Raw genomic sequence first — 22,697 nt, 5'->3', positions numbered from 1 at the left:
TTGTTCCCGTCGCATACTAGCTTGGTTTGCTTAATTGTAAGGAGCAGTAAGCCTACTCCATCAGGCATAAAGATTTTATGTTGGATTACTCCATCGAAAGCCTTCTGACATAAACAGCTTGCAGTATTTTATGCTGCAACAGATGATCCAGAGCGAATTTTCCGCTTCCCGTCAGCAATAGCATCACGTAGGGTATCAGGTACAGAATGGCTGGTTCTTTTTTGGCAAACGGATCGGCACCGTGTATATAAAATGCTGCAATCAGCATGGTAAATATCAGTGGAATAACCGCCAGCCTTGTTCCAAGCCCGACCAGGATCAGCACAGAGCAGACCACCTCCGCAAAAACGGCCAAGGCAAGAGAGCTTGATGTGCTAAGCCCAAAGACGGCAGGGAACTGTACCGGATCACTAGACAATAGCATGTCCAGCTTAGGTAAACCATGGGTTAGCATCAGGCCGGCCACGGTTATTCTTACAACCAGAAGTGCCAAATCCGTGTTTTTGGAGTTCTGATACAGGTTCAGTAGCTTGTTCATGGTTGGTTCTTCTATCTTTTATTGCACAAATTCACCGTCAGCCTTGATACGAACTTCGTCGCTAATCATTGGAGCTGGGAAGTTGCTGCCCAGGTTAAAGTCAGAGCGCTTGATCGTACCTATCACCTGGAAGCCAGCTGTCTGCTTTTTGCTCATCGGATTTTCTACTGTTCCTCTGTACACAAGATCCATCGTTACTGGCTTGGAAATGCCGTTCAGCGTCAGGTTGCCATTAAGCTTATATTTGTTATTACCTTGCTTCTTTACAGAAGTACTTTTAAAGTTTAGGGTCGGATATTTTGCCACATCAAAAAAGTCTGCACTTTTCAAGTGATTGTCCCTGTCTTCTACCCGAGTATCGATAGAAGCGGTTTTAGCTGTCAACTCAACCACTGCATCACTGAAATCCGGTTTGGCAGCAGTGATTTTTACATCAAAGTCGTTGAAGGTGCCAGTTACATCAGCAATACCCAGGTGTGACACCGTAAAGCTAAGCTGCGAGTGAGCGTCGTCGTTCGTCCACACACCATTAAGGGTAGTAAAAGCCGAAAGAGAAAAGAAAGCGAATACTATAACTAATAACTTTTTCATTTGTGATTTAATCTTAAGTTTATGCTTATTTTGTTATGTTTGATTAACTTATTGGTGCAAGATCTTCCAGCCGGCAAGCCAGTTGTAGTCATATTTCATGTTCAGCTGAATGAGCAGCAACTGCATGCGCTCCAAGGTGCCACTTACAGCTAAGTCACCCGCAATAATCGGATTGAAACCAGCAGTCTCTACCAGCCCAGAAACAGTCTGCAAAGCCTCCTCGCCATCACCTGCGATAAAGGCATCGGCTTGCTTTCCATCAATCACAGGCGTTGAGAAATCGGCTGCGAACGTAGTGTTAAAGGCTTTTACTACTTTAGAATTTGGTAGCAACTTTTGCAGCTCTTCTGCCGCACTCGTCTCAGGTGATGTTACCAAACCGTTGTAAGTGTCATTGAGCGGATTGGCAATGCTGATGACGATTTTCTGGTTGGCTACTTCTCTGATTTTCTCTGCCACCTCTTGCTCTGCAGCATAGGGAACAGCGGCGATGATAATGTCTGCCTCCCAAGAAGCTTCTCTAGTGCAGTCTAATGCTTCAACTTCTGCAGCTGGGTTGTTGTCTTTGATTTCGTTTACTACAGCCTGTACTTTATCTAATTCGTTGGCACAAAGAAGTAGTCTATAGTTACCCTTCGCAAGGCTTTTTGATATAACAGAGCCCATGTTGCCGGATGCTCCTATAATGGCTATTGTTTGCATTGTCTTCATTGTTTTAAATAATTAACAATACAAAGGTACAGCCATGAAAAGCCCTGCGCATTGCGCCTTGTCAAGAAAAACCCTTGACTTTTATCAATGAAATGAAGGAGGTTTTACCTGCGGTAGGCTATCTTCTTACGGACCCGACTCAAGGTTTCAGGTGTCAGCCCCATATAAGAGGCGATCATGTGCTGCGGCACGCGTTGGGTAATGTCGGGGTAGGTTTCTGTAAAACGGGTGTAGCGTTCTTCGGCCGGAAGACTGATGTTGGAGGTCAGTCGCCGTTGCAAAGCAATGTAAGCACCTGTAATGAGTAGGCGCATGTACGTTTCTTATTTAGGTTGAATTTTCAAAAGCTCTTCATGCGCAGCCCGGGTTATCAGCACCAGCACGGCATCCTCCAGGGCTTCTATGTTATAGGTGGCGGGCTCAGCGGTCAGGAAGCTGAACAGATCTGAGATTGTCCAGCCTTCTATGGCAAACTGTACAATGTGCTCGTTGTTATTCTCGTCTACAGTATAGGCGCGTAATGCCCCTTCCTCTACAAAGGCAATGGATCTGCACATATCTCCCTCCTGTAAGAGGTACTGCCTTTTGCGCAGTTTTTTAGGAGTCAGGTATGCCTTTATTTGCTCCTGCTCTTCTGGAGTTAGTGGCACTTTCTCGTTGAATTTCTGAAAGAACAGTTCGTACATTGTTGAAAGATACAAAAGCGGCTTCTTATTTATTTCTAATTTAGAAGCCGCTTTCTGTGCAGTGCTGCTTTAGAATGTGAAATTCATTATATTATTATTTCGCTATCCTTACAACAGGCTTAAGTATTTCACCAGATTTTGATGCTTCAAAAGCTGCGTTGATGTCCTCAAAGTCATAGTATTTAACCAGCTTGTCGAAGGGGAATTTCCCCTCTTTATAGTACTGGATTAATTTGGGGATGTGTATCTGGGGAATGGAATCCCCCTGTACCGTGCCCATCACTTTTTTCCCTTCCATCAATAAGTCATTTGTGAAGTTTAGCGTCACATCGCCCCCCATACCCACGATGGAGACTATCCCTGAAACGCGTAGCGCATGGATCGATTGAATGATGACCGGGATGGCACCCGTTGTTTCAATTCCATAGTGAACACCTCCGTCTGTAATCCTCTTAATTTCTTTTACAACATCTACTTCCTTGCCGTTCAAGGCATGCGTTGCACCGAGTTCCAAAGCAAGGTCTAACCGGTTTTGGTGTAAATCGACAACAATAATATGCTTCAAACCCATGATTTTGGCTGCCATCACCGCACTCAAACCCACTGCTCCACCTCCATAAATAGCAATTGAGCTACCTGGCTCAGGACGCAGCGTATTCATGACCGTGCCACTCCCCATCTGGATGCCGCAACCTAACGGTCCTAATAGCGCCAAATCAACGTCCTTATCCACTTTCACAACATTATTTTTGTTGGCCACAACATACGTTGCAAACGAAGATTGCCCAAAAAAAGTGGAAAGTGCGTGATTATGTTGGTGGATATGATGAGAACCATCTTTAGATTTACCACCGAAATTGAGTTCTACCGTTCTCTGGCATAGATTCTGGTGCCCCGTCAGGCATTGGGAGCACTCGCCGCAATAGGAATAAGAAAGGAAAACGTGGTCGCCAGGCTGTATGTTTGTAATGCCAGAGCCAACTTTCTCTACTATACCGGCCCCCTCATGTCCTAATACAGCTCCCCTCTTCCTCTGATGGATTTTGCGTCAGTATGGCAGATACCTGTAGCCACTATTTTTACCAGTACTTCATCAGGCCCGAGTTCTGTTAACTCTACTTCTTCAATTTTCAATGCTTCGCCTACATCATGCGCGACTGCTGCTTTAATTTTCATAGCTGCTACTGTTAGTAATAAACATTAAAACTATAATAATAAGAGATAACTCCAATCCTCTATACTTCACACGTAATGCCCTTCCTACTACTCAACCCAATTCCTACATCTCTTACGATAACTTTGCCTACATTCATAATAATACTTACCTCAAAAGCCTGGTTAAAGTATGACCGCATGTAGATATTGTTAAAATTCTGATGTTTTGCAAAATTTTGAATCCAGCTAGCACAGCGGAGTCCGTATCTTTACTATACTGTAAAGCCCGTATAGTGCATACAGCCCAAAGCTCAGATGGGCAGTTTGTTGTTATAAAGACAAACCGTCTGCTCCAGCACTGTCTGAGCAGTTGCATAATTCCGTTGATCAAACAAAAGTCAACTGCAAAGGAAGAATGCTGTTGGCTTTTGATCAGATTTTAAACCAGTTAAAAAATTTGTTGAGTGATATAAATCTGCAACGGTTCAGCCAGTAATGGCTGGATGCTGGAGGCAAACTTCTGGAAATGCTCCGATTGACTATGCGCCTGGAAGTCTTCTTCAGATTGAAATTCTTCCATCATAATGAAAACAGCTGGATCGGAAGTTGTACGATGTACCTCATACCGATGACAGCCTGGCTCAAGCCGGGTGGCGGAAACTAAGGGTTCAAATAGGGCCAAGAGGGTCTCAATGGCTTCGGATTGTACTTTGATAATTCCTGTGATATAAAGCATTTGTTTTGTATTTAAATTGGTTAGTAGAATAAGTCTTATGACGACCTATATAAGAAAATATATTTATAGGACTTTCGCACATTACGCATAAGCAATGTCAGGTTTTATTAGTTGCTGACAGAGATACTTATCGAGTAGCCCCTTCTTGAGTTGGTAAATTGTTTGGTTGTAGGCGTAGGCCAGACTCTTTAGCCTTGTCCACACCAGGGCTGCGGCCAGGATGTGGTTTCGCTGCGCCCTGGCCAGGCGGCACTGCGACTCCTCTATGCCCGTAAGCTGTTTCTCCTCGCGGTGAAGCTGCTCAATGCTCCATCTCAGCCTGCACATGTCTTTGATAGCCTGAAGGTCATCTTGCTCCACATCGTTTGTCACGGTGTAGTCCGTGCGGTGGGTGGACACCTCAACCCAGAATAGCTTCACTTTCACATCCATGGGGAACTTGTGGAGCTTTACTACTTTGCCATGGGCCAGTTCCTGCTCACTCCAATCCAGCTCATCGACAGGCCGGTAGGGCTGCTGGCCTGCCGAGTCATCTGCCTTCCTGTTGCTCTTGACAGGGCAGTAGAAGGTCTTTCCCTCCTTTATTAAGTATTTCATCACTTCTGTGGTGGCGTACCAGCTGTCCATAAGCACCGTCTGGAACAGCACGCCCCTATCCTTGAGCTGCCCAAGCATGTCCAGCACGTGGTCCAGCTTGCTTTTGCCATCCGAATCAGGATCAAAGATGCGGAAGTCTATGAGCCAGAACTGCTGGTTGATCGGGTCCAGGTAAAGGCAGTTGACCACACCGATGCCTTTGATGATGCCGTGCGCGTTGCCCGAGTATTGCCGCCTGACCAGCCCCATGACCCGCGAGTGCCGCTTGTCGAGCACTATATCATCGAAGATGATATAGGCAAAGGAGGACTGGGTAATCAGTGGGCTCACCTTCTCCCAAAGCAGGCGCGGCGTGAGCTTCTCATCCCGCAGGAAACGGTGAGCTGAGTCGTGGCTAAGCCCCGTCAGGTGGTCGGAAAAGTAGGTGCAGGTATAATTGATGTGCGTACTCAAAAGGTACTGGCAGTACATGTCAAGGTGCGTTTTCATAGCTCTTTTACCTCCTACTGCGTTTATCGTTATTCAACCTTTTTGGTTATTTTGCGAAAGTCCTATCTCAATAACCACAGCATTTTTAATGCATTTAACCTGAACCCCTTGTGGCCATTTATGTATTACAATAAAGTTTCTATTTTATAATCTTTACCTTATCACTAAAGCGTATCGGGGCTTCAGGGCTCTCGGCAGGATAGCCAAGGGCAAGGTTAATTGTCACTTCATAACCTTCAGGAATATTAAACAACTTTAGCAGGTCTTCATTTTCTTCTAAGTTAAGAATAGGAACAAGTGTGCCCAAAGGACAGGTACCCAAGCCCAAGGCATCCGCACTCAACATTATATTCTGCAAAGCAAGCCCAACATCAAGTTTGGCTGCCGGATTGGATTTATCACCGGCAATAACAATCAGTGTGGGTGCATTATGAAAAATACTGAAACCAGACTCCCTGTACCGCGCCGCACTGCCCTGAAACTCCTTGCCCTGTGCAAACTTTAAAAACCTTTTGTTTATCTCTTCCAGTATGGCGGGATTTTGGATTACACGTATTTCCCAGGGTTGCTTGTTCAATGCGCTGGGGGCGTATATGGCACACTTCATAATCGTATCGATTTTTTCCTGACTCACCTGTTCCTTGGTGTATTTCCGAATTGCCCTGCGGTTCAATATATTGCTGATGATTGCCTCTTTGTCCGAACCTTCGTAGACAATATGTTCCTGTTCCGGTTCACTGCAACCCAATAGTCCAAAAAACATAAGTATCATTAGTTTTTTCATGTGTCTATCTTTAAATCGCGTTACTTACTTTGTTTGAAAATGAAAAATTAAATTTGATAATGATGTACAAAATATAGAGATAGACCAGATAATTTACCAGCTCATAATAATATAGGCTTAATACAGCAAATGCAACACCTAAAATCTTTAAGGTCAGTATAAAAATTTCTTCCGTCTTTCTTTTATAGTCCAATGTCTCTCCCCAGGTTCGGGGTCTGAATACCACGCTTGCCTGATCTGAAAACCCATTTAATAGAAGGATAGAGTAAGACATATATTCATACTGTATACCTCCTTTTAAAAAAATGAAAATGACTATTCCAATCATCAAACCATAGTAAAGTTTACCATTTCCCGTAGTAGGGCTTGAGGGCATATCCGTTGCCATAAAAATGGTTCCCAAAAGAATACCTCCCAATGAGTACCTTAATCCATCGCCTCCCGATAAGCCCACCAAAAGCGTAAAGGTTCCGAGCAGAGATAAAGGGATATGCCAGCTTATTCTGTTGCGGACGAGCAGGTACAGGCCACCCAGAGCAATACATAAGATAGAATATTCGCCCATTGCACCAGTTGTTTTGAATATCACCGAATTGAGATAGTCAGATAGGTAAGGATAGTCAATGCCAGGAAATAGCTCAGGTGCTGATGTCTGTACAAGGTCACTGGTTTTCCAGATGTTTGGTGAGGTCATCACCGAGGCAAAAAATACAGCCATAAACTCGCGACCGACAAGTGCCGGATTGAACCGGTTCTTTCCCAAACCTCCCCACACAATTTTTCCGAATAGGATGGCTGAAAATACACCGAATGACAAAATGTACCAAGGTGTTACGGGTGATAGCGTGAGGGTCAGAAGTAATGCCGTTACAACCGCGGAGCCATCCAAAATTGTATTGTATTTTTTTAATAGTATGGAAGAAAACAGAAATTCTGAAACTAATCCTGTTACAATGGCAACGCAAATCTGTTGCAACATGATCGTTCCGTAAGCCAGCCAGCCTACAAATATCAAAGGCATCAAAGCAATGATAACATCCAGCATCACCATCTGGGTGCCGTTAAATCTCGGTTTTATATAAGGATTCGAATTCATCTCTATCTTCTTGTAAAACAGGGCTATTGAAACAGCTTCTTTTTGCCATCAAAGATATTTTCCATTAAGGGTACATCACTCGGACAGACATAGGCACATGCACCACATTCAATACAATCCTGGAGACTGAATTTTTTTAGTTCGGGGACATCGCTGGACAAATTATGCCGCACAAATTCCAATGGCATCAGGTGCTGCGGACAGACATCTACACATAGGCCGCATTTGATACAGTTATTCTTTTCGATTTTGGTTTTCCGCATGATCAGCAGACCTCCAGAACCTTTATGTACAGGCACTAAAGGTGATTCGACACTTTTACCCATCATTGCCCCACCCAGTACGATCGTTTGTAAATCTGGATTCCAGTTGTTATTGGTTTCCCGCAGGATATGGATGATAGGTGTACCAATCTTGATCCGGTAATTTCCCAGATGTTGACAGCCGTTTCCTGAAACAGTGATGATACGTTCTATATTTGGTCTGCCCTCAAATAGGGCCTTGTAGATAGCCCAAAGCGTTCCAATGTTATTGACAAGTATGCCATGATCAGCAGGGAAACTCCCTTTCCTGATTTCTAAGCCGGTTACTGATTTAATCAATTGCAGTTCGCCACCTTGCGGATAACCATCAGACAAAATCTTAACTTCAATTTCTACCCCTAGGTTACTGGCATTCTTCAGGAGGATTTTCCTGACGGCAATATTGTGCCTTTCAACGGCAAAAACGATCTTCTGTGCATTCAAAACGGTACGGATAACCTGTGCCGCTTTTATCAGTTCATCAGCTTTTTCCCTCATCAATACAAAGTCTGAAGTCAGATAAGGTTCACATTCAGCGCCATTGAAAATGACAGTTCGTATTTGCCGGTCCTGGATGTTATATTTTAGTTGTGTAGGAAACTGAGAACCTCCGGCTCCCTGAATACCATTATCCAACAGAACGTCCATGAATTCTTCTTTGGTAAGCCCCGTAGGTTCAACCGGAAAAGTCAGAGTCTCCAGATTCAAAAAATCATTTTGCAAGTGGATCATTTGCTTCCCATTCAGCTGAAAAAATGCCGTAACCGTTCCTGATACAGGTGCGTGCAGCTTGCTTGCAAAAGTTCCTTCGGATTGAGCAAGCAATTGATATTTCTTAACCCTTTCACCTATAGAGACAACAGGTGTCATGACATTTCTATAGGCATCCAAGGGCATATAAAAGTCCTTAGAATCAGCAATGGTACTAATGTCACTGTATTTTGTTTTTCCCTTAAGTGAAGGTATCAAAAGCATGTATCTGATATTTTATTGCCGTCTTCTTCTATGCGGAAATAGTTGAAGTCAAAGTGTTGTTTCATTTTTTTTATGGTATGAACCGCTTCATTCTTGTCTACCGTAAACAATGCTGTTGAGAGTACATCACCTAAAAATGCATTTTGAGTAAGGACACCTACCTGTACTGTTGATACAGGGAAACCTGTCCTTGAATTTAAAATATGTCCATAGGTTTTATCCTTGATAACAAGGTGGTTGTTTAGTCTTCCAGAAAGGCTGAAACATTGGTTACTGATGGTAATTCTGCTGGGATATTGGCCATGTACAAAAGCATCCGGTATGTTGATATTCCAATGAGGGTGCACTTCATCATTCAAGGCCATTATTGTACTTCCTCCTGCATTGATAATCGCGTCAGTAACCCCTTGTGCTTTAAGGAACTCGACGACTTTATCCACAGCAAACGCTTTAATGAACGAGCCAGTAATGATTTCCTGACCCGGATTGATTCTAACATCATTGCCATTAATGAAGACTGACCGATAATTAACCTTAACCAGGGTTTTCTGCAATTCGCTCAGGGTAGGAACATCTTCATTGACTTGGCTATAAAACCCCCATAACCGGATTAGTGGCATGCACGTGATATCATAACTTCCCTGAGTCAACTCAGATACTAACCTCAAGGTTTGCAGCATGCGGATGCATTGGTCGTCCACTCTTACCCAATTTCCCGCCTGACGGTTTATGTTGTCGAAATACGAACCAGGCTGATATGAATTATAATTGGTATCTATTTTTTCAAGTAGCTCAAAACATTGATCGATCAAGGATTCGCCAAAGCAAACCGGAAGCTTTATCTTGAAATGACAGTGGAACAGCTTCCTGGTCTGTGCCATGTATACCCTAGAAACTTTCTGAAGCATTTTCATCATCATTGGTTTCTATAGTTGTTTTTTTTGATCTTTTTAAAGCCTTAAAATTCACATTGCCAACCTGTATGGTCTGAAAGTAGGGATACTTGTTTTTCCATAAATTCTTAGTAGAATCATATACAAGTTCCTGTACTTCAAATTTTCTATTGGAAGCAATAAAAGCTTCTTCCAGCATCTTTTTTTTGGCTTCATTTTGTTCTGAAGCTTCCTGTAACTCTTCCCAGAAATTACGCTGACCAAAAATCAACAGAATGATTCCAATAGCATAAAGAACTATATATTTTGCTTTAAGTATTATCATTTTAACAATATCAAAAATGGATTTCATGCCAAAATTACTCCTTTAGCCATGTGCATCATTATAAATAATGTTGTGATTAACTTGTAAATGATGACTTCAATTGGTCATTAAAGAACTGCTCATACAGATATATATATTTATATTTGCATGAGCATGATGCAGAATGTATGAAAAGTTTCTCGGAAAGGAAGTGGGTTCAGGAGTTGGGTATACTGGTGTTTTCTTTTATCTTGTTTACTCTAAACGACTGGATATTGATTACGAGCTGGAGGGGCTTTTTCTTAGGTATCGTCTATTTTATGTTGCTCTACGGTCATGCTCAATTAAACCGTTATTTATTACTTCCTATCCTGGTCAAAAAACATAATGCCTTTGTTTATATATCCCTAACCTTAGTTCTATTGGTGGTGTCAGCCTTCATATTGAGCCATCTTACCAAAACTTTCTTGTACAAAAACTGCTATCTGTACCAAAACACCGATAAATTAACTTATCATTTCCAGTTTGGGGTCTTGTTGGGCGCCTGCATCTGTATTCTTGGTACTGCCCAGTTTTTAGAATATTACAGAAGACAGAAAGATGTTGCCTACAGGGAGATCCTGTCCAATAAAAACCAAATAGATTTATTGAATAAACAACTGAACCCACATTTCTTGTTTAATACCTTAAACACTATCTACGGCTTAAGTATAAAATTTCCGAAAAAAACGCCTGAAGTAATTATGAAGGTTTCGGAAATGCTCAGGTATCAAATCGAAAACAGCAATAAAAACCTTGTATCACTGAAAGATGAAATTTCCTTTATAAGAAGTTACATTGAACTAGAAGAAGAACGGGTTGGCTACCGTTGCCGGATTGAATTTGATGATCATATAGATGAGCCAGAGAAGTTTTATATAGCACCAATGATTATTTTTACGTTTGTGGAAAACGCCTTTAAACATGGAGCATCAAATATAGAAAGCTGCTTTGTTAAGATTGATCTCTCTTTGAAAAGTGGGGTTTTAACCCTCCAGATGCAAAACTCCATTCCCATAAAAAATAATAGACTTCCCTCAACCAAAGTGGGATTAGAAAATACAAAAGCAAGACTAAAAATGATTTATCCGGAAAAGCATAAACTGGAAATAGGAACCTTACATGCCCGATTTAATACTTTTTTGGAAATAACTCTGTAGCCTATGGGTGTTACTCAATATAAATGTGTCATTATAGACGATGAACCTGCCGCTCATTATGTATTGATAAGCTACATAGAAAAAAACGCGAACTTAATATTGGTGTCACAATGCTATAACGCTTTAGAAGCCCTGGATTATATACGCAATAATCCTGTAGATCTAATTTTTCTGGATATTGATATGCCTGAAATGTCGGGAATAGAATTTCTGAAATCATTGTCAAGTCCGCCCCAGACTATATTGACTACCGCCCATTCGCAGTATGCTCTCGAAAGCTATGATTATGGCGTGATAGATTATCTTTTAAAACCGATTTCCTTATCACGTTTTATAAAGTCAATAGAGCGTTTTTTATCTTTTCATCAAAGAGATGAGACAGATGACCCCAAAAATATTACCGTAAAGGTAGATGGTAGAAATATAGAGCTAAAGACGTATGATATAAATTATATCCAAAGCTATGGCAATTATGTTAAGGTATTCACGCGTCAAAAAATATATTTAGTTTCTACGACAACCCAGGAAATATTATCAAACCTTTCTGCCAGAACGTTTATGCGTATCCATAAATCCTATATTGTGAATTTAAGTAAGGTCGAAAAATATACAGAAAGTGAGGTTCTCATCAATAATGAAAAGCTTCCAATCGGAATTACTTTTAAACGTGAATTACTTGAATACTTGGGAAAATCTGCTTAAAAGTCTTGAGCTTCTATTTATAAAATTTAATATTAATTTGACTTTATATTTTTCGAAAAAGAAAAGGTGCTATGGAAATATTGGTTGTGGTCTATAATGTATGATGGTTTCGGTAATAGAATATTAGCTTCATGCGTTGTAGTGATTCTGCTCTTTTTTAGAGAAGCAGGCTGTTTTTCATCAAGTCGCTTTTTCCAGTTGATGTCATACTTTCCATCTTTCTTTATTTTCAGGTGGTCGGGTGGAACGGGAACAACTGGGTGAAACGGCGGGTATTTGTCGATACTGTTTTCTACTTCTTTTGGGTTTCTCAGTCTCCTGCTCGTATAGAGGTCAATAATCGTAAGCTTATCTGTAGGGTCAACACTTTTCAGGACGGGTCATCTCAGCACATGATGTAGCATTATACTGTATTCATTGTCTCCCATGGCAGGTTAAAAGCAGTTATAATATAGTATAAAAGGCAGTATATATGGTTGGACACATTAAATGTTCAGCGGCACAATGCTTGACACAGCAGGTCCAGCCAATCAGCCAAATTTTGACTTTCGCTAATTAGTTGATAGACTCCGTCTTTAAAAAAAAGGTTGTTACTTAATCGACATTGAACGCTCGAGGCTTTTCATAAATCAAGAAAGCTGTTTTAGGAAATGTTGTAATTTTAGATAACTCTACTGCCACGAATTGATGACGACAGCTCGCACCATACCTGGAAATATGTTTTGTTAAACTTAACAACGCGCTATAATAAGCTGCTTAGTTAGCACTTCATTTCAGATGGCATCGGCCAGTTGCGGGGCAAGTTTATAGCCCTGCCATCTAAAAGGTGACCGAAAAGCCACATACAGACATTCGTGGTCGTAAGGGCACCAGATGGAGGATAAAAAAGCGCTGTTGTCTCCTAAATTATTAGAAGACAACACCATCATACGCCTGCTTCGGCGAAGGAAAGTCTTTGCTTCCCCACTGTTCCTTCAAATTCGTTTCGATTGTCATGCTAAGTGCTGTGAGCGGCACATCCTCTAGCCTGTTCTCGAAAGGGTCTTCGGCGCGCTCACCCACCAGGTCGAGGCACAGAAACACAAAGGAGATGATGACGGAGACAGGTATAGAAGCCCAACCCAGCTCATCCACAAAGACAAATGGAAGCAGAGAGGCGTGTATGAAAACAAACACACGGGAGAAAAAGCTGTACTGCCTAGGGAACGGCGTGTTCTTGATCCGCTCGCTCCTGCCTTGAATGTTATTGAACTCCACCAGCGTCTCCTCCAGTCTCACAAACCTGTAATCTGAAAGCCAACCTTTGTTGTAGGCCCTTCTTAAGTCTTCGCCCTGCAGCTCCAGCAGGTAATTTGGAGGATTTTTCTTATGACAGAACACCTTGTACTCGTTTGGGATGAGAAACGTAGCTGTATCGTTATACTCATTCGACTCCTCGTATATTTCTATTTGGTTTGTTTCGTTGTAGGAGTGCTTTTTGCGAAGGAACACACGAAGTGCATGAACAAAGGCAATGTGCCTGTACACCATACGACGCTGCAAGTCCTTTACCTCTTCGGCCTGTGTGACATCGGGCGGTATAACCATTGTGATCACCTCCCGTGCCCAAGCACGACTGTAATTTACCAGCAAGCCCCATATTTTACGGCCCTCCCACCACCTGTCATAGGCATTGTTGTTCTTAAAGCCCAAGAATATAGCCAGCGCCGTGCTTAGGGCTGAGATAGTGTTGAAAGGCAAGTGCAGCTCAAGGGCAGCGAAGTAGTCGTGCATCAGATACACTGCCACAGACAAGAGCAGGTAGTAAAGCATGCTCTTCCATGTGTAGTGAAGAACAACGCTCCACTTTAAATTTCTGCTTGTTATCATGGTAGTATAGTTGGTGACGGTACATCGACTTAAGACCTTATCACGGCGTCAACTGGAAAATGTTACGGAAAACCACCCCAAGGGCAGGACACGCCTATGAAAGGAGACCCAACAGCTGGAGGTAAAGTCAAGTCTTTGAATCCTAAGATGTCCTCCTAATAGGAGCAGCTGACAGAAAAAACATGAAGCTCAGAGGCACGAATCTACTTAGGATACTTACAGCCTGAGCCAGTCCCCATTTTATTTTTTTTAATGCTCCTTCACTTTCGAAACCTCATTAAAGCAACATCAAGCGCTACGGAGTGGCTACTTGTTTCTTGATTTTACTGGCTTTTGCCAAAGTACCTATGGTGTGCTTTTGTACTATGGGTTCTTTTTAGCAGCACAATGCTCAAGTTTTTCCTCCAGTTCAATGAGGTATTGCTTTTTGCAATCAGACAGCTTAAGCTATTGTAGTATATCGATAAGCACTATCACCGCTAGGATTAGAACAACACCCACACAAATGAGTACTCCCTTTTTCATATCACTCATACCTTTTCCTTTTTCATTGTAATCTTGCGTTGTTACTGAGCCCAAACCCACTGGCTGTCACTAGCTGCGAAAGCTACAGGCTATATGCTTCTGATTTTACCTTTACTTCCCTAACACGGAATAAGTTGACATGAAGTTTACTGACGTGAAAGAAAAACGTCAACAGATTCGGTAGCTCTTGAAAACAGCGAAACTAGTTCAATAAGATGTTGTGTTCGGTCTTTTGCAAGGAAGGTCAAGAAAGTAGATACTTTCCTTACTTCTCTCCTATCCTGCCGCTTATGTCCATCGATCCAGAAAGTAAATAGAATCAGGAAGCCTCAAAGACACCGTATAGTTAAAATTGCGCATCATGTTTTGTGGCTCTTTGAGTCTTGCTAATAATGAGATCCCAGGAAGAAAAACAAAGAATAGCTGGGTTCTTTCTGCTCTTTTATTTACTATAGTTTTTGTTTTTCTACAGGTAGTACCAAAACCATTTATACCTAATTTTTCATGCACATTAAAGGATTATACCTCCACTCTTTCTGCCTACTAGTTTTATGGTTGGTCAGCTTTCAGACAATTGCTTTTCAAACTTCTTCGGCTACCGATGCTCATGTGTGGGAAATGCAGGAGATAACGTTGAAGGCAGAAAACACCTATGCTAATTACTAAGCAGATGTGACTGTATGAGTGGATTTGAAAGGCCCTGGTTTTTCTAAGCGCGTGTACGGATTCTGGGATGGTGACAATGTGTTAAGGTACGACTTGTAGGGACTAAGCCTGGTCAATGGGAATGGGTCAGTGGTTCAAACCAGAAAGATGATATGGGGTTAAACCAAAAAACTGGCAGGTTCAATGCTGTGGAATGGACAGAGAACGAGAAGGAGGAAAACCCCAACCGTCGCGGCTTTGTGCATGCCACACCCAATGTGCATGCGCTGCAGTATGCGGACGAAACTTCATACTTTATGGTAGGTGACACTTGGCTGGCAGGCACCACGTGGCGGCTGCCGTTCCGCCATGCGCCCACCTCAGATGATTATCGCCCTGGCCCTGGCATCGGCTTTGAAGACGCCATCCACTATCGAAAAAACCAAGGGTATAACTCCGTCAGTATGATTGCCGCTTTCCCTAACTGGGACACAGACTCAAACCTCAGTACCTATTCCGACGAAAACGGAGTGTTTTGCGCAATGCTTGGGAAAAATTCGGTTATGATGTGGCCCAAAAAAAGGGAACAGACGCTTCTGGCGGCCTGAGCTACTGGGGCACTTTTACTGCCAAAAATATGCGGGACGAATATGGGAACCTGCCATTTGCTATGTCTGAGAAACACAAAGGCGTTTCAGACTTCAACCAAATAAACCCAGCTTATTTTCAGAGCTTGGACAAGAAAATGCAATACATGTCAGAGAAAGGTTTTGTGCCCCTGTTGGAGACTGTACGCCGTGATGCTGGACCATCTTGGAACGCTTACTACGACTTTAATGAGACCTTTGCGCGCTACGTCCAATACCTGATTGCGCGCTACGGCGCTTATAAGTTTTTATTCAGTGGCATTTACCTGGACTGGATTCCCAAGGAATTCAGTCTGACCGCAGAGCAGTTCAACGAGGCCCTGACTTATCACCTGAACAAGTACGGACCACCGCCCTTTGGCCAGCTGCACACCGCCCTGATCGACCACTCGACATACACTACCTTTGGCCACAGTAAAGAAGTGCCCTGGCTCGACATGCACAGCGTCGGTAACAAACCTAGGGATCATGGTTTCTATGGGGCAATGGACACACTTTTTCACCTGAATCCTCCCTATCCTGCCATTAACTTTGAGCCTTACTATACTGGCTGGAACCATGAAATCAACAAGCCAGGAGGCGAAACACCACCAGCCAACTCAGACCGAGACAATTATTTTGCACGGGCGCAAATGTATGGCTCCGTTCTTTCTGGAGGTTTAGCAGGTCATGTGCATGGCACCGCTGCTTATGATACGACCACTACAGGAGAGCCTGCTGGAGCCCGCCCTCAAATCTGGGATGCCCTGCAATACGAATCAGGAAAACAGATGCAGCACCTGAGAGCCTTTGTTCTTTCTGAAGGGGCACGTTATCAGCAGTTGCAGCCCAACCATAATTACCTCCATCCACAAAAATCAAAAGCCAGTTCGGTGCGTGGTTTAGATGGTTGGTCCTTCATGATGATGCATCCAGAAAAAGATTTCGCGTTGCTATACTTTGAAAATAAGGCAGAGCTGCCGAAGATCAGTGGATTGAAAAAGAACACTTATTATACCTTCCAGTGGTTTAATCCTAGAAATGGAGAATGGAAAACACCAGAACAGCTAAAATCTGACCGAAGAGGAAACCTGACCATACCTAACTTTCCAGATAATTCTAATCCAGCTTCAACAGACTGGGCTGCTAAAATATTGCAAAGTCGTTAAATCCATCCTTTATCTAAAAGGTATAAAAAGAGCCGTATTCAGTGATCAGGAAAATGATCATTTGAATACGGCTCTTAGTTAATTCTAAGATAAGCTACTTATTCTTATCCAGCCATCCAGGTACCTCTAGTATTGTAGACAACCTTCTTCTGTTGGTCCCCCCTCCTTAAAGTAACTCTGCTGTTACTTCATGTGCAGGACGGTTGCTTCTTTTGCAATTTCAAAATCTCTGGCAACTTCCGACTTGATGAGTGCCCAATGGAACAGATTGTTGTCATTGCGGTCATGGCTGCTTCCGTTATAATGCGTCAGAGGCATGTCTTTGTAGATGGGGCGAGTTATTTTGATGACTTCGTCCCAATATCCCAGTGCTTTTTGCAGGTGTGCCACCGCTTTTTGCTGGTTTTCTTTCCCTCCTTTGGTCCGGTAGGTCTGAAGCGCTACAGCACCTTTTAGCTTTTCAGCAAGATGCAGGCCTAGATTTGCCCAGGTTTTCACATCAGCCACCTCGTACATCAGAGAAGCATTATTTTTGGTGTCGATTCCTTTCACCAGGCGCAGGGCTTTTTGGCTATCGCGTTCTAGCATCTGGATCAGCACAGGCGGAGTAACTTTCTCTTTTTCAAACGATCTTGCCAAGTTTTTCTGCACATAGTCCTTCACCGACACATAGTCTGGGTCCAGGGTCGGCTGGTTGATAAGGGCATCCACAAAAATGTATTGGGTACTGTCCCCTATCAGGGCCACAAACCCTTCGCCATAGAGAGTGAAATCCCACCTGGAATCGAAGAGCGAGGCAAGGCGCAACTGAGTGGACGAGGCCAGGGAAAATGCCTGTAACAAATCTTTGCCCTTTTGACCATAGCGCATGGTAAAGTCATTCTGGAATACCTGATCTGGAGTAGCAGGATTGTAAAGCAACCTTCCCCATAACTTATAAAACAACCACTGCCTTGCAAATGCCCACTGCCAGTCTACAGGTGCCTCCACGGCTGTGAAATAATCTTTTGCAGGAATATAGGTTTCTGACCCGATAAAATATCCCCCTACATAAGGCTGGCTGTTTTGGGCAACATGAGCAAGAATAAAAGACGGAACACCCCAGCGAAGGGCAAAGAAATCTTCGTTACGAGCGGTGTAGGTAATCTTATAGCCATGCGGCATGGGGTTATAAAAGGTATCGAACATCTCCCCTCCATGCACCTTTACCAGCTTTGGCGTAGAGTGCGCATGAGACCAGTTGTACTTTAAGTCAGTCCTGATAGGCTCCTGAATAAAATCCAGCGCCGCTTCCCTTTCAATAGATTTTCGGGTGAGTCGCTCCAGGTCTACACTAGTTGCCCCCAACGATTCGGTGGTACTGGAAAAAGGAATTCGATGAACCAGTTTTAGCGGCCGTCCTACTTGTCGCATACCTTCAATGTAGGTGTCATAAATTCAATCCTCCCGTTGCTGAGGGGTCATGCCTGCGATTCCTTCGCCGAGTGTAAGGCCAAGGCCAGTAAGGGTGGGATACTCTTGGAACATCTGGGTGATGCTCTCCCGCATGTAGCGTTTTACAATTTCAGAGGTGTCTCCAGATACATAATAATTAGGGTATACATTTTCGTGCGCCACCCCATAGGCTTCAGCAAATTCCGGACTTACAAAGATGTTGAAGGGAATGATATAGGTATCGATGTCACGTTCGTGGGCCATCCGAAATATTTCCTGGTGCAGCTGTTGCCACTCTTTCATTTCAGTCTCGCTGAATGGGCTGGCCTCCAGAAAGTTCTTCGGACTTATCATATACACAAAAGGGTGAAGATTCCAGAGGGAAAGGGAATTGAAACGGTTTTCAGCCATCATATCCAAAAATGCCTCCCAATAACGCACATCCCGCACTGTTTCATAATGCTGATCCAGGGCAGAACTTGATCGGTAGGAATACCAGGGGGTGTTATGCTTGATGGCACGAAAGGGATAATGTGGTTTTTCGCTGCGCTTTTGGACTTGCTTCAGGCGCATGCCATGCTGTATACTTTCCGCAAGCGAGAGGCTGCCATAGATCATCCCTCTGTTGTCGCCTCCCATGATGATAATGCTGTTCTGCTCTGGTACGATGTTAAAAGCTTCACTTTCCAACCTGGCAGTGTCTACTCCTAGCCTGATCAAAAAATCTGACCCTTTCTGATCATTAAGCACAGTATACTTTTGCGCCAAAAGAGCTTCTTTCAACTGCTTGGAGGCATAAGCTGCCTGAGGGGTAGCTGCATCGTACTGCACATACACTCTTTGCGCAAATCCTGCCTGAATGCCCGCCATACAGCATAACAAGAGGCTGAAAACAATTCTGTTGATAAATACCATAAGAACAAGATACGATTTTAATTCATATAGATGAATCGGCTATAGCGAGCATACCCACTGGCACCAAAACGACAAGACCTTTCATCTATGCTGCGGCTAATGTTACCTGCTCCTAAAGTAAGAAGAGGAGCTGTTTCTGAACTGGTAGCCCTATCAGGATATTTCCTCTCACCAAGTATTGATCTCGATGAAAGGCTTTCTAGATGGAGAGCAATACTTGATGGCATAACTGACTAAATGCAACAGAATATACACAAACTCCAGTAATCCATGAATAAATTGGATAAATCCATGCACGAATCATGGTAATATAGAACTGAATCGTTTATTTAGTGAACCTACTTTAGTTCCTATCACTAAATACAAGTAGGAACCAAACGTATCAATTTGTTCTTCTGAATATCAGCTATACCATAGCTATTGGCTGATAATCGGCCAACCTCTCAAGGTCCAGCAACTCTCATATTATTTATTCTGTCTAGCTGTTGATCAAGATTTTCTCTGATAATCCTGGTTTTGCATAAAATGAAATGAGCTACCCAAGGGCAGCTCATTTCATTTTAAAGTTTATATCCAATAAGATACTCAGTCTACTTTGTTTGCTGTCCAGGAACAGGGAAACCACGGTCACGCATCAGCGCATCAATTTTCGCATCGCGGCCACGGAACAACCTATAGGCCTCAGCGGGATCCATCGAATTTCTCGGTGCGAACAGATATTTTACAAGCTTGGCTGCGACCTCTTTATCGTAAAAGCCACTAGGTGCCTCTTCAAATGCTTCTGCTGCATCCGATGTAAGCACGTCGGCCCACAGGTAACCGTAATAACCAGCAGCGTAGCCCTCGCCTGAGAACACATGTCCGAAATGCGGCGAACGGTGGCGCATCACGACCTCTTTCGGCATGTTTAAGGCAGCAAGCGTTTCTCTCTCAAACTTATCTGGATCTATGCCTGTCGGGTCAACGGTATGGTACTTCATATCCATTAACGCAGAAGCCAGAAACTCAGTGGTGGTAAAGCCTTGGTTGAACGTAGAGGCCTTCTTAATTTTGGCTACCAGCGACGCTGGCATCACTTCGCCCGTTTTGTGGTGCTTTAAAAACTGATTGATCACCTTGTCGGTAGACAGCCAACGCTCCAATAACTGTGAATGAAACTCTGTATAGTCTCTCACCCCGCTGTTCAGGGTTGGGTACTTTACTTTTGATGCAAAGAAATGAAGCGCGTGTCCGAACTCGTGGAAGAAGGTAGTAGCATCGTCCCAAGAAATAAGCAACGGTTCGCCTGGTGCAGGCTTTACAAAGTTAGAGTTGTTAGAGGCCAACACTGTTTTTTTGCCATCAAAGGTGGTGTGGCTGCGGTAGGTGGTGGCCCAGGCTCCAGAGCGCTTGCCCTGGCGTGCAAACGGGTCTAGGTACCATAGTCCAATGTGCGCTCCAGTCGTTTTATCGGTTACTTCCCATACTTTCACATCCTCCTGAAAAACGGGTACAGCACCCTCTGGCACTGGTGTAAACTTAAAGTTGAACAACTCTCCAGCTGTGAAGAATAGCGCTTGGGTCAGGTTATCTAACTGCAGGTACTGCTTTACTTCGTCTGAGTTAAGGTCGTACTTTTGTTTGCGCACCTTTTCGGCGTAATAACGATAATCCCAGGGTGCTATTGTTATCTTTTTCCCGCTGGCATCTGCTACCGCTTGCATGTCGGCTACTTCTTCTTTCACCCTTGCCAACGCTGCTGGCCATACCGCGTTCATCAGATCCATGGCACGATCTGGTGTTTTAGCCATGCGGTTTTGCAAGCGCCACTCGGCATAATTATCTTGTCCTAAAAGGGCCACACGCTCATCCCGAAGCTCTAAAATTTTGGCTATGTTGGCGTTGTTATCATATTTATCGCCATTGTCGGCACGGGAGTAGTAGGTGTTCCACACCTTCTCACGCAAAGCTCTTTCGTCGGAGTAAGTTAGAAACTGATCCATAGACGAGCGGGTATTGGTCACAGCATACTTACCCTCCTGCCCTCGGTCGGCTGCTGCTTTGGCGGCAGCTTTAATGAAAGACTCAGGTAAACCGCTCAGTTGGTCTTTTGTAAGGTAGGTAACATAGTTTTCTTCGTCTGCCAAAACGTTGTTTGAGAAGTCAGTGTAGAGCGATGATAATTCTTTATTAATTGCGGCATAACGTGCTTTGGCCGCCGCATCCAGGTTGGCTCCCTCCATGGCAAAATCTTCATACACCAGCTGCACCACGCGCTGCTGGTCGGCAGGTAGCGGATTCTTCTGCGCATTCTCATACACCGCTTTGATACGCTGAAACAGCTTTTCGTTCTGCGAGATTTTCGATCTGAAATCAGAAAGCTGTGGTGCCAGCTCTGCCTGTATTGCCCTGAACTCTGGCGATGACATATTGCTACTCCAGATGCCATAGTATGTTAAGGCCCTGCTTAGTTCCTGGCCTGCTTTTTCTAGCGGCACAATGGTATTCTCAAAAGTAGCAGGATTGGTGTTATTAGCGATTGCCTCCACCTCAGCCAACTGCAGGGCCATGCCCTTTTCTACGGCTGGCTTCAAATCCGACAGATTCATCTTATCGAAAGCGGGCACTCCGCCGTACGGTTCTGTCCATTCGGCAAGCAGCGGGTTTGTTTTTTCTTTTTTCTGTTCCATCGCTGCCTGTGTTTGTTGCGATTGCGTCTGTGTCTGGGTTGAGGTGCAGCTTGCAAGTGCCAGCATAAAAAACAGGCTTGACTTCCTGCCTGCTGATAATACTTTATTTACCATTTATGTTTTTAAAATAGTTAAGAAATGGCTCCTGATGAGCCGCATGAAATTATTGGAACCACAAGTTACTAAAAAATGACTGGAGTTGGGGAAGGCGTGTAATACAAGATAAGTTAAAACCAGTACTTAATAATAAAAGAGCTTACATGATGCCCCTTTACTATTTAGCTCACATTTATTTAAAAATCGACTGGTACAGCAATAAAGCTCCAATAGCTATCAATCCAAAGTACACATATTTAAAGAAAGTTTCGCCGTGCATGCGGCGGTTAATGGTTCTACCTATAAATATGGCAGGAATCATGACGGGCAAGCTCCATAGAAAGTAGTAAGTAAGCTGGGTAGTCCACAGTCCTTTAATCCAATACCCTAGCATACCCAGCATGCTGGCTGGCAGGTAATACCCCTGCAAAGTCGCTCGAAAATGTTGTGCAGACCAGCGACGCATGGCGCCGTACACCACTAGCGGCGGCCCGTTCAGCCCATACGCACCTCCCAATATTCCTGCAATAAAACCACAACCGAAAAGCCAGCCTTTACTATCGGTTTTTAGCTCGATAGGGGCTTTGCCGTACAAAGAGTATAGGGAGAAAGCGATAGTGATGAAGCCAAGTACTGCCTTCACAATTTGCTCATCGCCTGCAGTTAGTAGCATCAGTCCAAGCGGTATTCCTAAAATGGTAAAGAGCACCAACCAGCCAGCACTGCGGAAGTGTATCTGTTGCCTGTCCTGCACTACAACTACACTCGCTACCGTGATAGACACAAGTACAGAAAGGGGAACAGCAACCTCGAGCGGAATACGAAAGGCAAGCAAAGGAACAGCAACAAGCGACTCACCGAAACCAAAGATCGAGCGGATTAAAGTAGCCAGAAAAATAACAAGCAACACGTACAAGATAAAATAATCAATGGTCATTTATTCTTCTCTGTTCTGTAAAAAATATTTGCTATGCTTTTTCCATTATCATTC

Annotated in this window: 25 protein-coding genes and 2 pseudogenes; 5 read left to right on the top strand and 22 right to left on the bottom strand. The window is 43.6% G+C overall.

Features of this window, described 5'->3' with window-relative positions; genetic code table 11:
* Positions 1–85: 85 nt before the first annotated feature.
* The 15 genes and pseudogenes from LN893_RS12850 to LN893_RS12785 all read right to left on the bottom strand — a co-directional run bounded on the left by LN893_RS12850 (position 86) and on the right by LN893_RS12785 (position 9,905).
* The gene (locus LN893_RS12850) at positions 86–538 is read right to left on the bottom strand and encodes a DoxX family protein (RefSeq protein WP_229970650.1); all 453 of its coding nucleotides are present in this window, start codon (positions 536–538) and stop codon (positions 86–88) included.
* A gap of 18 nt (positions 539–556) precedes the next feature.
* Entirely contained in the window at positions 557–1,129 is a 573-nt protein-coding gene (locus LN893_RS12845) for a YceI family protein (protein ID WP_229970648.1), read from the bottom strand.
* Positions 1,130–1,177: 48 nt separating this feature from the next.
* Positions 1,178–1,840, bottom strand: coding sequence for an NADPH-dependent F420 reductase (locus LN893_RS12840; protein WP_229970646.1), 663 nt, complete (start codon positions 1,838–1,840; stop codon positions 1,178–1,180).
* Between the two features lie 104 nt (positions 1,841–1,944).
* Entirely contained in the window at positions 1,945–2,154 is a 210-nt protein-coding gene (locus LN893_RS12835; protein WP_229970644.1) for a cyclic nucleotide-binding domain-containing protein, read from the bottom strand.
* Positions 2,155–2,163: 9 nt separating this feature from the next.
* A complete protein-coding gene (locus tag LN893_RS12830) occupies positions 2,164–2,526 on the bottom strand; it encodes a Crp/Fnr family transcriptional regulator (protein WP_229970642.1) in 363 nt (120 codons plus the stop codon).
* A gap of 94 nt (positions 2,527–2,620) precedes the next feature.
* Entirely contained in the window at positions 2,621–3,286 is a 666-nt protein-coding gene (locus LN893_RS12825) for a zinc-binding dehydrogenase (RefSeq protein ID WP_229970640.1), read from the bottom strand.
* A 27-nt stretch (positions 3,287–3,313) separates the two neighbouring features.
* Positions 3,314–3,520 (bottom strand): annotated as a pseudogene (locus tag LN893_RS20970) (alcohol dehydrogenase catalytic domain-containing protein); the annotation flags it as partial.
* 17 nt (positions 3,521–3,537) lie between these two features.
* Positions 3,538–3,702, bottom strand: coding sequence for an alcohol dehydrogenase catalytic domain-containing protein (locus LN893_RS20965; RefSeq protein ID WP_229970638.1), 165 nt, complete (start codon positions 3,700–3,702; stop codon positions 3,538–3,540).
* 427 nt (positions 3,703–4,129) lie between these two features.
* Positions 4,130–4,417 (bottom strand): putative quinol monooxygenase, encoded by a 288-nt coding sequence (locus tag LN893_RS12815; protein ID WP_229970635.1) that lies wholly within the window; start codon positions 4,415–4,417, stop codon positions 4,130–4,132.
* A gap of 81 nt (positions 4,418–4,498) precedes the next feature.
* Positions 4,499–5,503 carry an IS701 family transposase gene (locus LN893_RS12810; RefSeq protein WP_255710046.1) on the bottom strand — a complete coding sequence of 335 codons (1,005 nt, stop codon included), beginning with the start codon at positions 5,501–5,503 and terminating at the stop codon, positions 4,499–4,501.
* A gap of 139 nt (positions 5,504–5,642) precedes the next feature.
* The gene (locus LN893_RS12805; RefSeq protein ID WP_229970633.1) at positions 5,643–6,287 is read right to left on the bottom strand and encodes a nitroreductase family protein; all 645 of its coding nucleotides are present in this window, start codon (positions 6,285–6,287) and stop codon (positions 5,643–5,645) included.
* 10 nt (positions 6,288–6,297) lie between these two features.
* Positions 6,298–7,383: an RnfABCDGE type electron transport complex subunit D gene (locus tag LN893_RS12800; protein ID WP_229970631.1), complete on the bottom strand. Its 1,086-nt coding sequence runs from the start codon at positions 7,381–7,383 to the stop codon at positions 6,298–6,300.
* Positions 7,384–7,406: 23 nt separating this feature from the next.
* Positions 7,407–8,660 (bottom strand): electron transport complex subunit RsxC, encoded by a 1,254-nt coding sequence (gene rsxC / locus LN893_RS12795; RefSeq protein ID WP_229970629.1) that lies wholly within the window; start codon positions 8,658–8,660, stop codon positions 7,407–7,409.
* Positions 8,651–9,541 (bottom strand): FAD:protein FMN transferase, encoded by an 891-nt coding sequence (locus LN893_RS12790; RefSeq protein ID WP_229970627.1) that lies wholly within the window; start codon positions 9,539–9,541, stop codon positions 8,651–8,653. Before LN893_RS12790 ends, rsxC begins: the two co-directional genes overlap by 10 nt.
* A gap of 7 nt (positions 9,542–9,548) precedes the next feature.
* Positions 9,549–9,905, bottom strand: a complete 357-nt coding sequence (locus LN893_RS12785) for a hypothetical protein (RefSeq protein ID WP_229970625.1) — start codon at positions 9,903–9,905, stop codon at positions 9,549–9,551.
* A 140-nt stretch (positions 9,906–10,045) separates the two neighbouring features.
* Between LN893_RS12785 and LN893_RS12780 the strand changes: the two genes are divergently transcribed.
* Together LN893_RS12780 and LN893_RS12775 are read left to right on the top strand one after the other, a co-directional pair.
* Positions 10,046–11,056 (top strand): sensor histidine kinase, encoded by a 1,011-nt coding sequence (locus LN893_RS12780; protein WP_229970623.1) that lies wholly within the window; start codon positions 10,046–10,048, stop codon positions 11,054–11,056.
* Positions 11,057–11,059: 3 nt separating this feature from the next.
* A complete protein-coding gene (locus LN893_RS12775; protein ID WP_229970622.1) occupies positions 11,060–11,758 on the top strand; it encodes a LytR/AlgR family response regulator transcription factor in 699 nt (232 codons plus the stop codon).
* Positions 11,759–11,849: 91 nt separating this feature from the next.
* Here LN893_RS12775 and LN893_RS20960 read toward each other — a convergent pair.
* The 3 genes and pseudogenes from LN893_RS20960 to LN893_RS12765 form a co-directional block, all read right to left on the bottom strand.
* Positions 11,850–11,935, bottom strand: a pseudogene (locus tag LN893_RS20960) (IS1 family transposase); the annotation flags it as partial.
* 596 nt (positions 11,936–12,531) lie between these two features.
* Positions 12,532–12,687, bottom strand: coding sequence for a hypothetical protein (locus LN893_RS12770; protein WP_229970620.1), 156 nt, complete (start codon positions 12,685–12,687; stop codon positions 12,532–12,534).
* A complete protein-coding gene (locus tag LN893_RS12765; protein ID WP_229970618.1) occupies positions 12,668–13,627 on the bottom strand; it encodes a bestrophin family protein in 960 nt (319 codons plus the stop codon). The genes LN893_RS12770 and LN893_RS12765 overlap by 20 nt, the downstream gene beginning before the upstream one ends.
* Before the next feature lie 1,029 nt (positions 13,628–14,656).
* Here LN893_RS12765 and LN893_RS12760 point away from each other — a divergent pair.
* From LN893_RS12760 to LN893_RS12750, 3 genes are all read left to right on the top strand, one after another.
* The gene (locus LN893_RS12760; RefSeq protein ID WP_229970616.1) at positions 14,657–14,818 is read left to right on the top strand and encodes a hypothetical protein; all 162 of its coding nucleotides are present in this window, start codon (positions 14,657–14,659) and stop codon (positions 14,816–14,818) included.
* 152 nt (positions 14,819–14,970) lie between these two features.
* Positions 14,971–15,405 carry a hypothetical protein gene (locus LN893_RS12755; protein WP_229970614.1) on the top strand — a complete coding sequence of 145 codons (435 nt, stop codon included), beginning with the start codon at positions 14,971–14,973 and terminating at the stop codon, positions 15,403–15,405.
* The gene (locus LN893_RS12750; protein ID WP_229970613.1) at positions 15,366–16,592 is read left to right on the top strand and encodes an apiosidase-like domain-containing protein; all 1,227 of its coding nucleotides are present in this window, start codon (positions 15,366–15,368) and stop codon (positions 16,590–16,592) included. Before LN893_RS12755 ends, LN893_RS12750 begins: the two co-directional genes overlap by 40 nt.
* A gap of 183 nt (positions 16,593–16,775) precedes the next feature.
* On the opposite strand, the gene LN893_RS20765 is transcribed toward LN893_RS12750, so the two are convergent.
* The 4 genes from LN893_RS20765 to LN893_RS12735 form a co-directional block, all read right to left on the bottom strand.
* Positions 16,776–18,005, bottom strand: coding sequence for a hypothetical protein (locus LN893_RS20765; protein WP_369427676.1), 1,230 nt, complete (start codon positions 18,003–18,005; stop codon positions 16,776–16,778).
* Between the two features lie 24 nt (positions 18,006–18,029).
* Positions 18,030–18,896 carry a hypothetical protein gene (locus LN893_RS20760; protein WP_369427674.1) on the bottom strand — a complete coding sequence of 289 codons (867 nt, stop codon included), beginning with the start codon at positions 18,894–18,896 and terminating at the stop codon, positions 18,030–18,032.
* A gap of 635 nt (positions 18,897–19,531) precedes the next feature.
* A complete protein-coding gene (locus LN893_RS12740) occupies positions 19,532–21,724 on the bottom strand; it encodes a M3 family metallopeptidase (RefSeq protein ID WP_229970612.1) in 2,193 nt (730 codons plus the stop codon).
* 175 nt (positions 21,725–21,899) lie between these two features.
* A complete protein-coding gene (locus tag LN893_RS12735; protein WP_229970611.1) occupies positions 21,900–22,643 on the bottom strand; it encodes a sulfite exporter TauE/SafE family protein in 744 nt (247 codons plus the stop codon).
* Positions 22,644–22,697 lie beyond the last annotated feature (54 nt).

Origin of the sequence: Pontibacter harenae, from assembly GCF_020907245.1 — a bacterium.
GTDB classification, from domain to species: Bacteria; Bacteroidota; Bacteroidia; order Cytophagales; family Hymenobacteraceae; genus Pontibacter; species Pontibacter harenae.
This window is presented reverse-complemented; position numbering and strand designations above follow the sequence as displayed.

Excerpts from the sequence above, each read along its gene's own strand:
- LN893_RS12850 (WP_229970650.1), bottom strand. The coding sequence starts at position 538 with ATGAACAAGCTACTGAACCTGTATCAGAACTCCAAAAACACGGATTTG.
- LN893_RS12845 (WP_229970648.1), bottom strand. The coding sequence starts at position 1,129 with ATGAAAAAGTTATTAGTTATAGTATTCGCTTTCTTTTCTCTTTCGGCT.
- LN893_RS12840 (WP_229970646.1), bottom strand. The coding sequence starts at position 1,840 with ATGAAGACAATGCAAACAATAGCCATTATAGGAGCATCCGGCAACATG.
- LN893_RS12835 (WP_229970644.1), bottom strand. The coding sequence starts at position 2,154 with ATGCGCCTACTCATTACAGGTGCTTACATTGCTTTGCAACGGCGACTG.
- LN893_RS12830 (WP_229970642.1), bottom strand. The coding sequence starts at position 2,526 with ATGTACGAACTGTTCTTTCAGAAATTCAACGAGAAAGTGCCACTAACT.
- LN893_RS20965 (WP_229970638.1), bottom strand. The coding sequence starts at position 3,702 with ATGAAAATTAAAGCAGCAGTCGCGCATGATGTAGGCGAAGCATTGAAA.
- LN893_RS12815 (WP_229970635.1), bottom strand. The coding sequence starts at position 4,417 with ATGCTTTATATCACAGGAATTATCAAAGTACAATCCGAAGCCATTGAG.
- LN893_RS12810 (WP_255710046.1), bottom strand. The coding sequence starts at position 5,503 with ATGAAAACGCACCTTGACATGTACTGCCAGTACCTTTTGAGTACGCAC.
- LN893_RS12805 (WP_229970633.1), bottom strand. The coding sequence starts at position 6,287 with ATGAAAAAACTAATGATACTTATGTTTTTTGGACTATTGGGTTGCAGT.
- LN893_RS12800 (WP_229970631.1), bottom strand. The coding sequence starts at position 7,383 with ATGAATTCGAATCCTTATATAAAACCGAGATTTAACGGCACCCAGATG.
- rsxC (WP_229970629.1), bottom strand. The coding sequence starts at position 8,660 with ATGCTTTTGATACCTTCACTTAAGGGAAAAACAAAATACAGTGACATT.
- LN893_RS12790 (WP_229970627.1), bottom strand. The coding sequence starts at position 9,541 with ATGGCACAGACCAGGAAGCTGTTCCACTGTCATTTCAAGATAAAGCTT.
- LN893_RS12785 (WP_229970625.1), bottom strand. The coding sequence starts at position 9,905 with ATGAAATCCATTTTTGATATTGTTAAAATGATAATACTTAAAGCAAAA.
- LN893_RS12780 (WP_229970623.1), top strand. The coding sequence starts at position 10,046 with ATGAAAAGTTTCTCGGAAAGGAAGTGGGTTCAGGAGTTGGGTATACTG.
- LN893_RS12775 (WP_229970622.1), top strand. The coding sequence starts at position 11,060 with ATGGGTGTTACTCAATATAAATGTGTCATTATAGACGATGAACCTGCC.
- LN893_RS12770 (WP_229970620.1), bottom strand. The coding sequence starts at position 12,687 with ATGATGGTGTTGTCTTCTAATAATTTAGGAGACAACAGCGCTTTTTTA.
- LN893_RS12765 (WP_229970618.1), bottom strand. The coding sequence starts at position 13,627 with ATGATAACAAGCAGAAATTTAAAGTGGAGCGTTGTTCTTCACTACACA.
- LN893_RS12760 (WP_229970616.1), top strand. The coding sequence starts at position 14,657 with ATGCACATTAAAGGATTATACCTCCACTCTTTCTGCCTACTAGTTTTA.
- LN893_RS12755 (WP_229970614.1), top strand. The coding sequence starts at position 14,971 with ATGGGGTTAAACCAAAAAACTGGCAGGTTCAATGCTGTGGAATGGACA.
- LN893_RS20765 (WP_369427676.1), bottom strand. The coding sequence starts at position 18,005 with ATGCGACAAGTAGGACGGCCGCTAAAACTGGTTCATCGAATTCCTTTT.
- LN893_RS20760 (WP_369427674.1), bottom strand. The coding sequence starts at position 18,896 with ATGGCGGGCATTCAGGCAGGATTTGCGCAAAGAGTGTATGTGCAGTAC.
- LN893_RS12740 (WP_229970612.1), bottom strand. The coding sequence starts at position 21,724 with ATGGTAAATAAAGTATTATCAGCAGGCAGGAAGTCAAGCCTGTTTTTT.
- LN893_RS12735 (WP_229970611.1), bottom strand. The coding sequence starts at position 22,643 with ATGACCATTGATTATTTTATCTTGTACGTGTTGCTTGTTATTTTTCTG.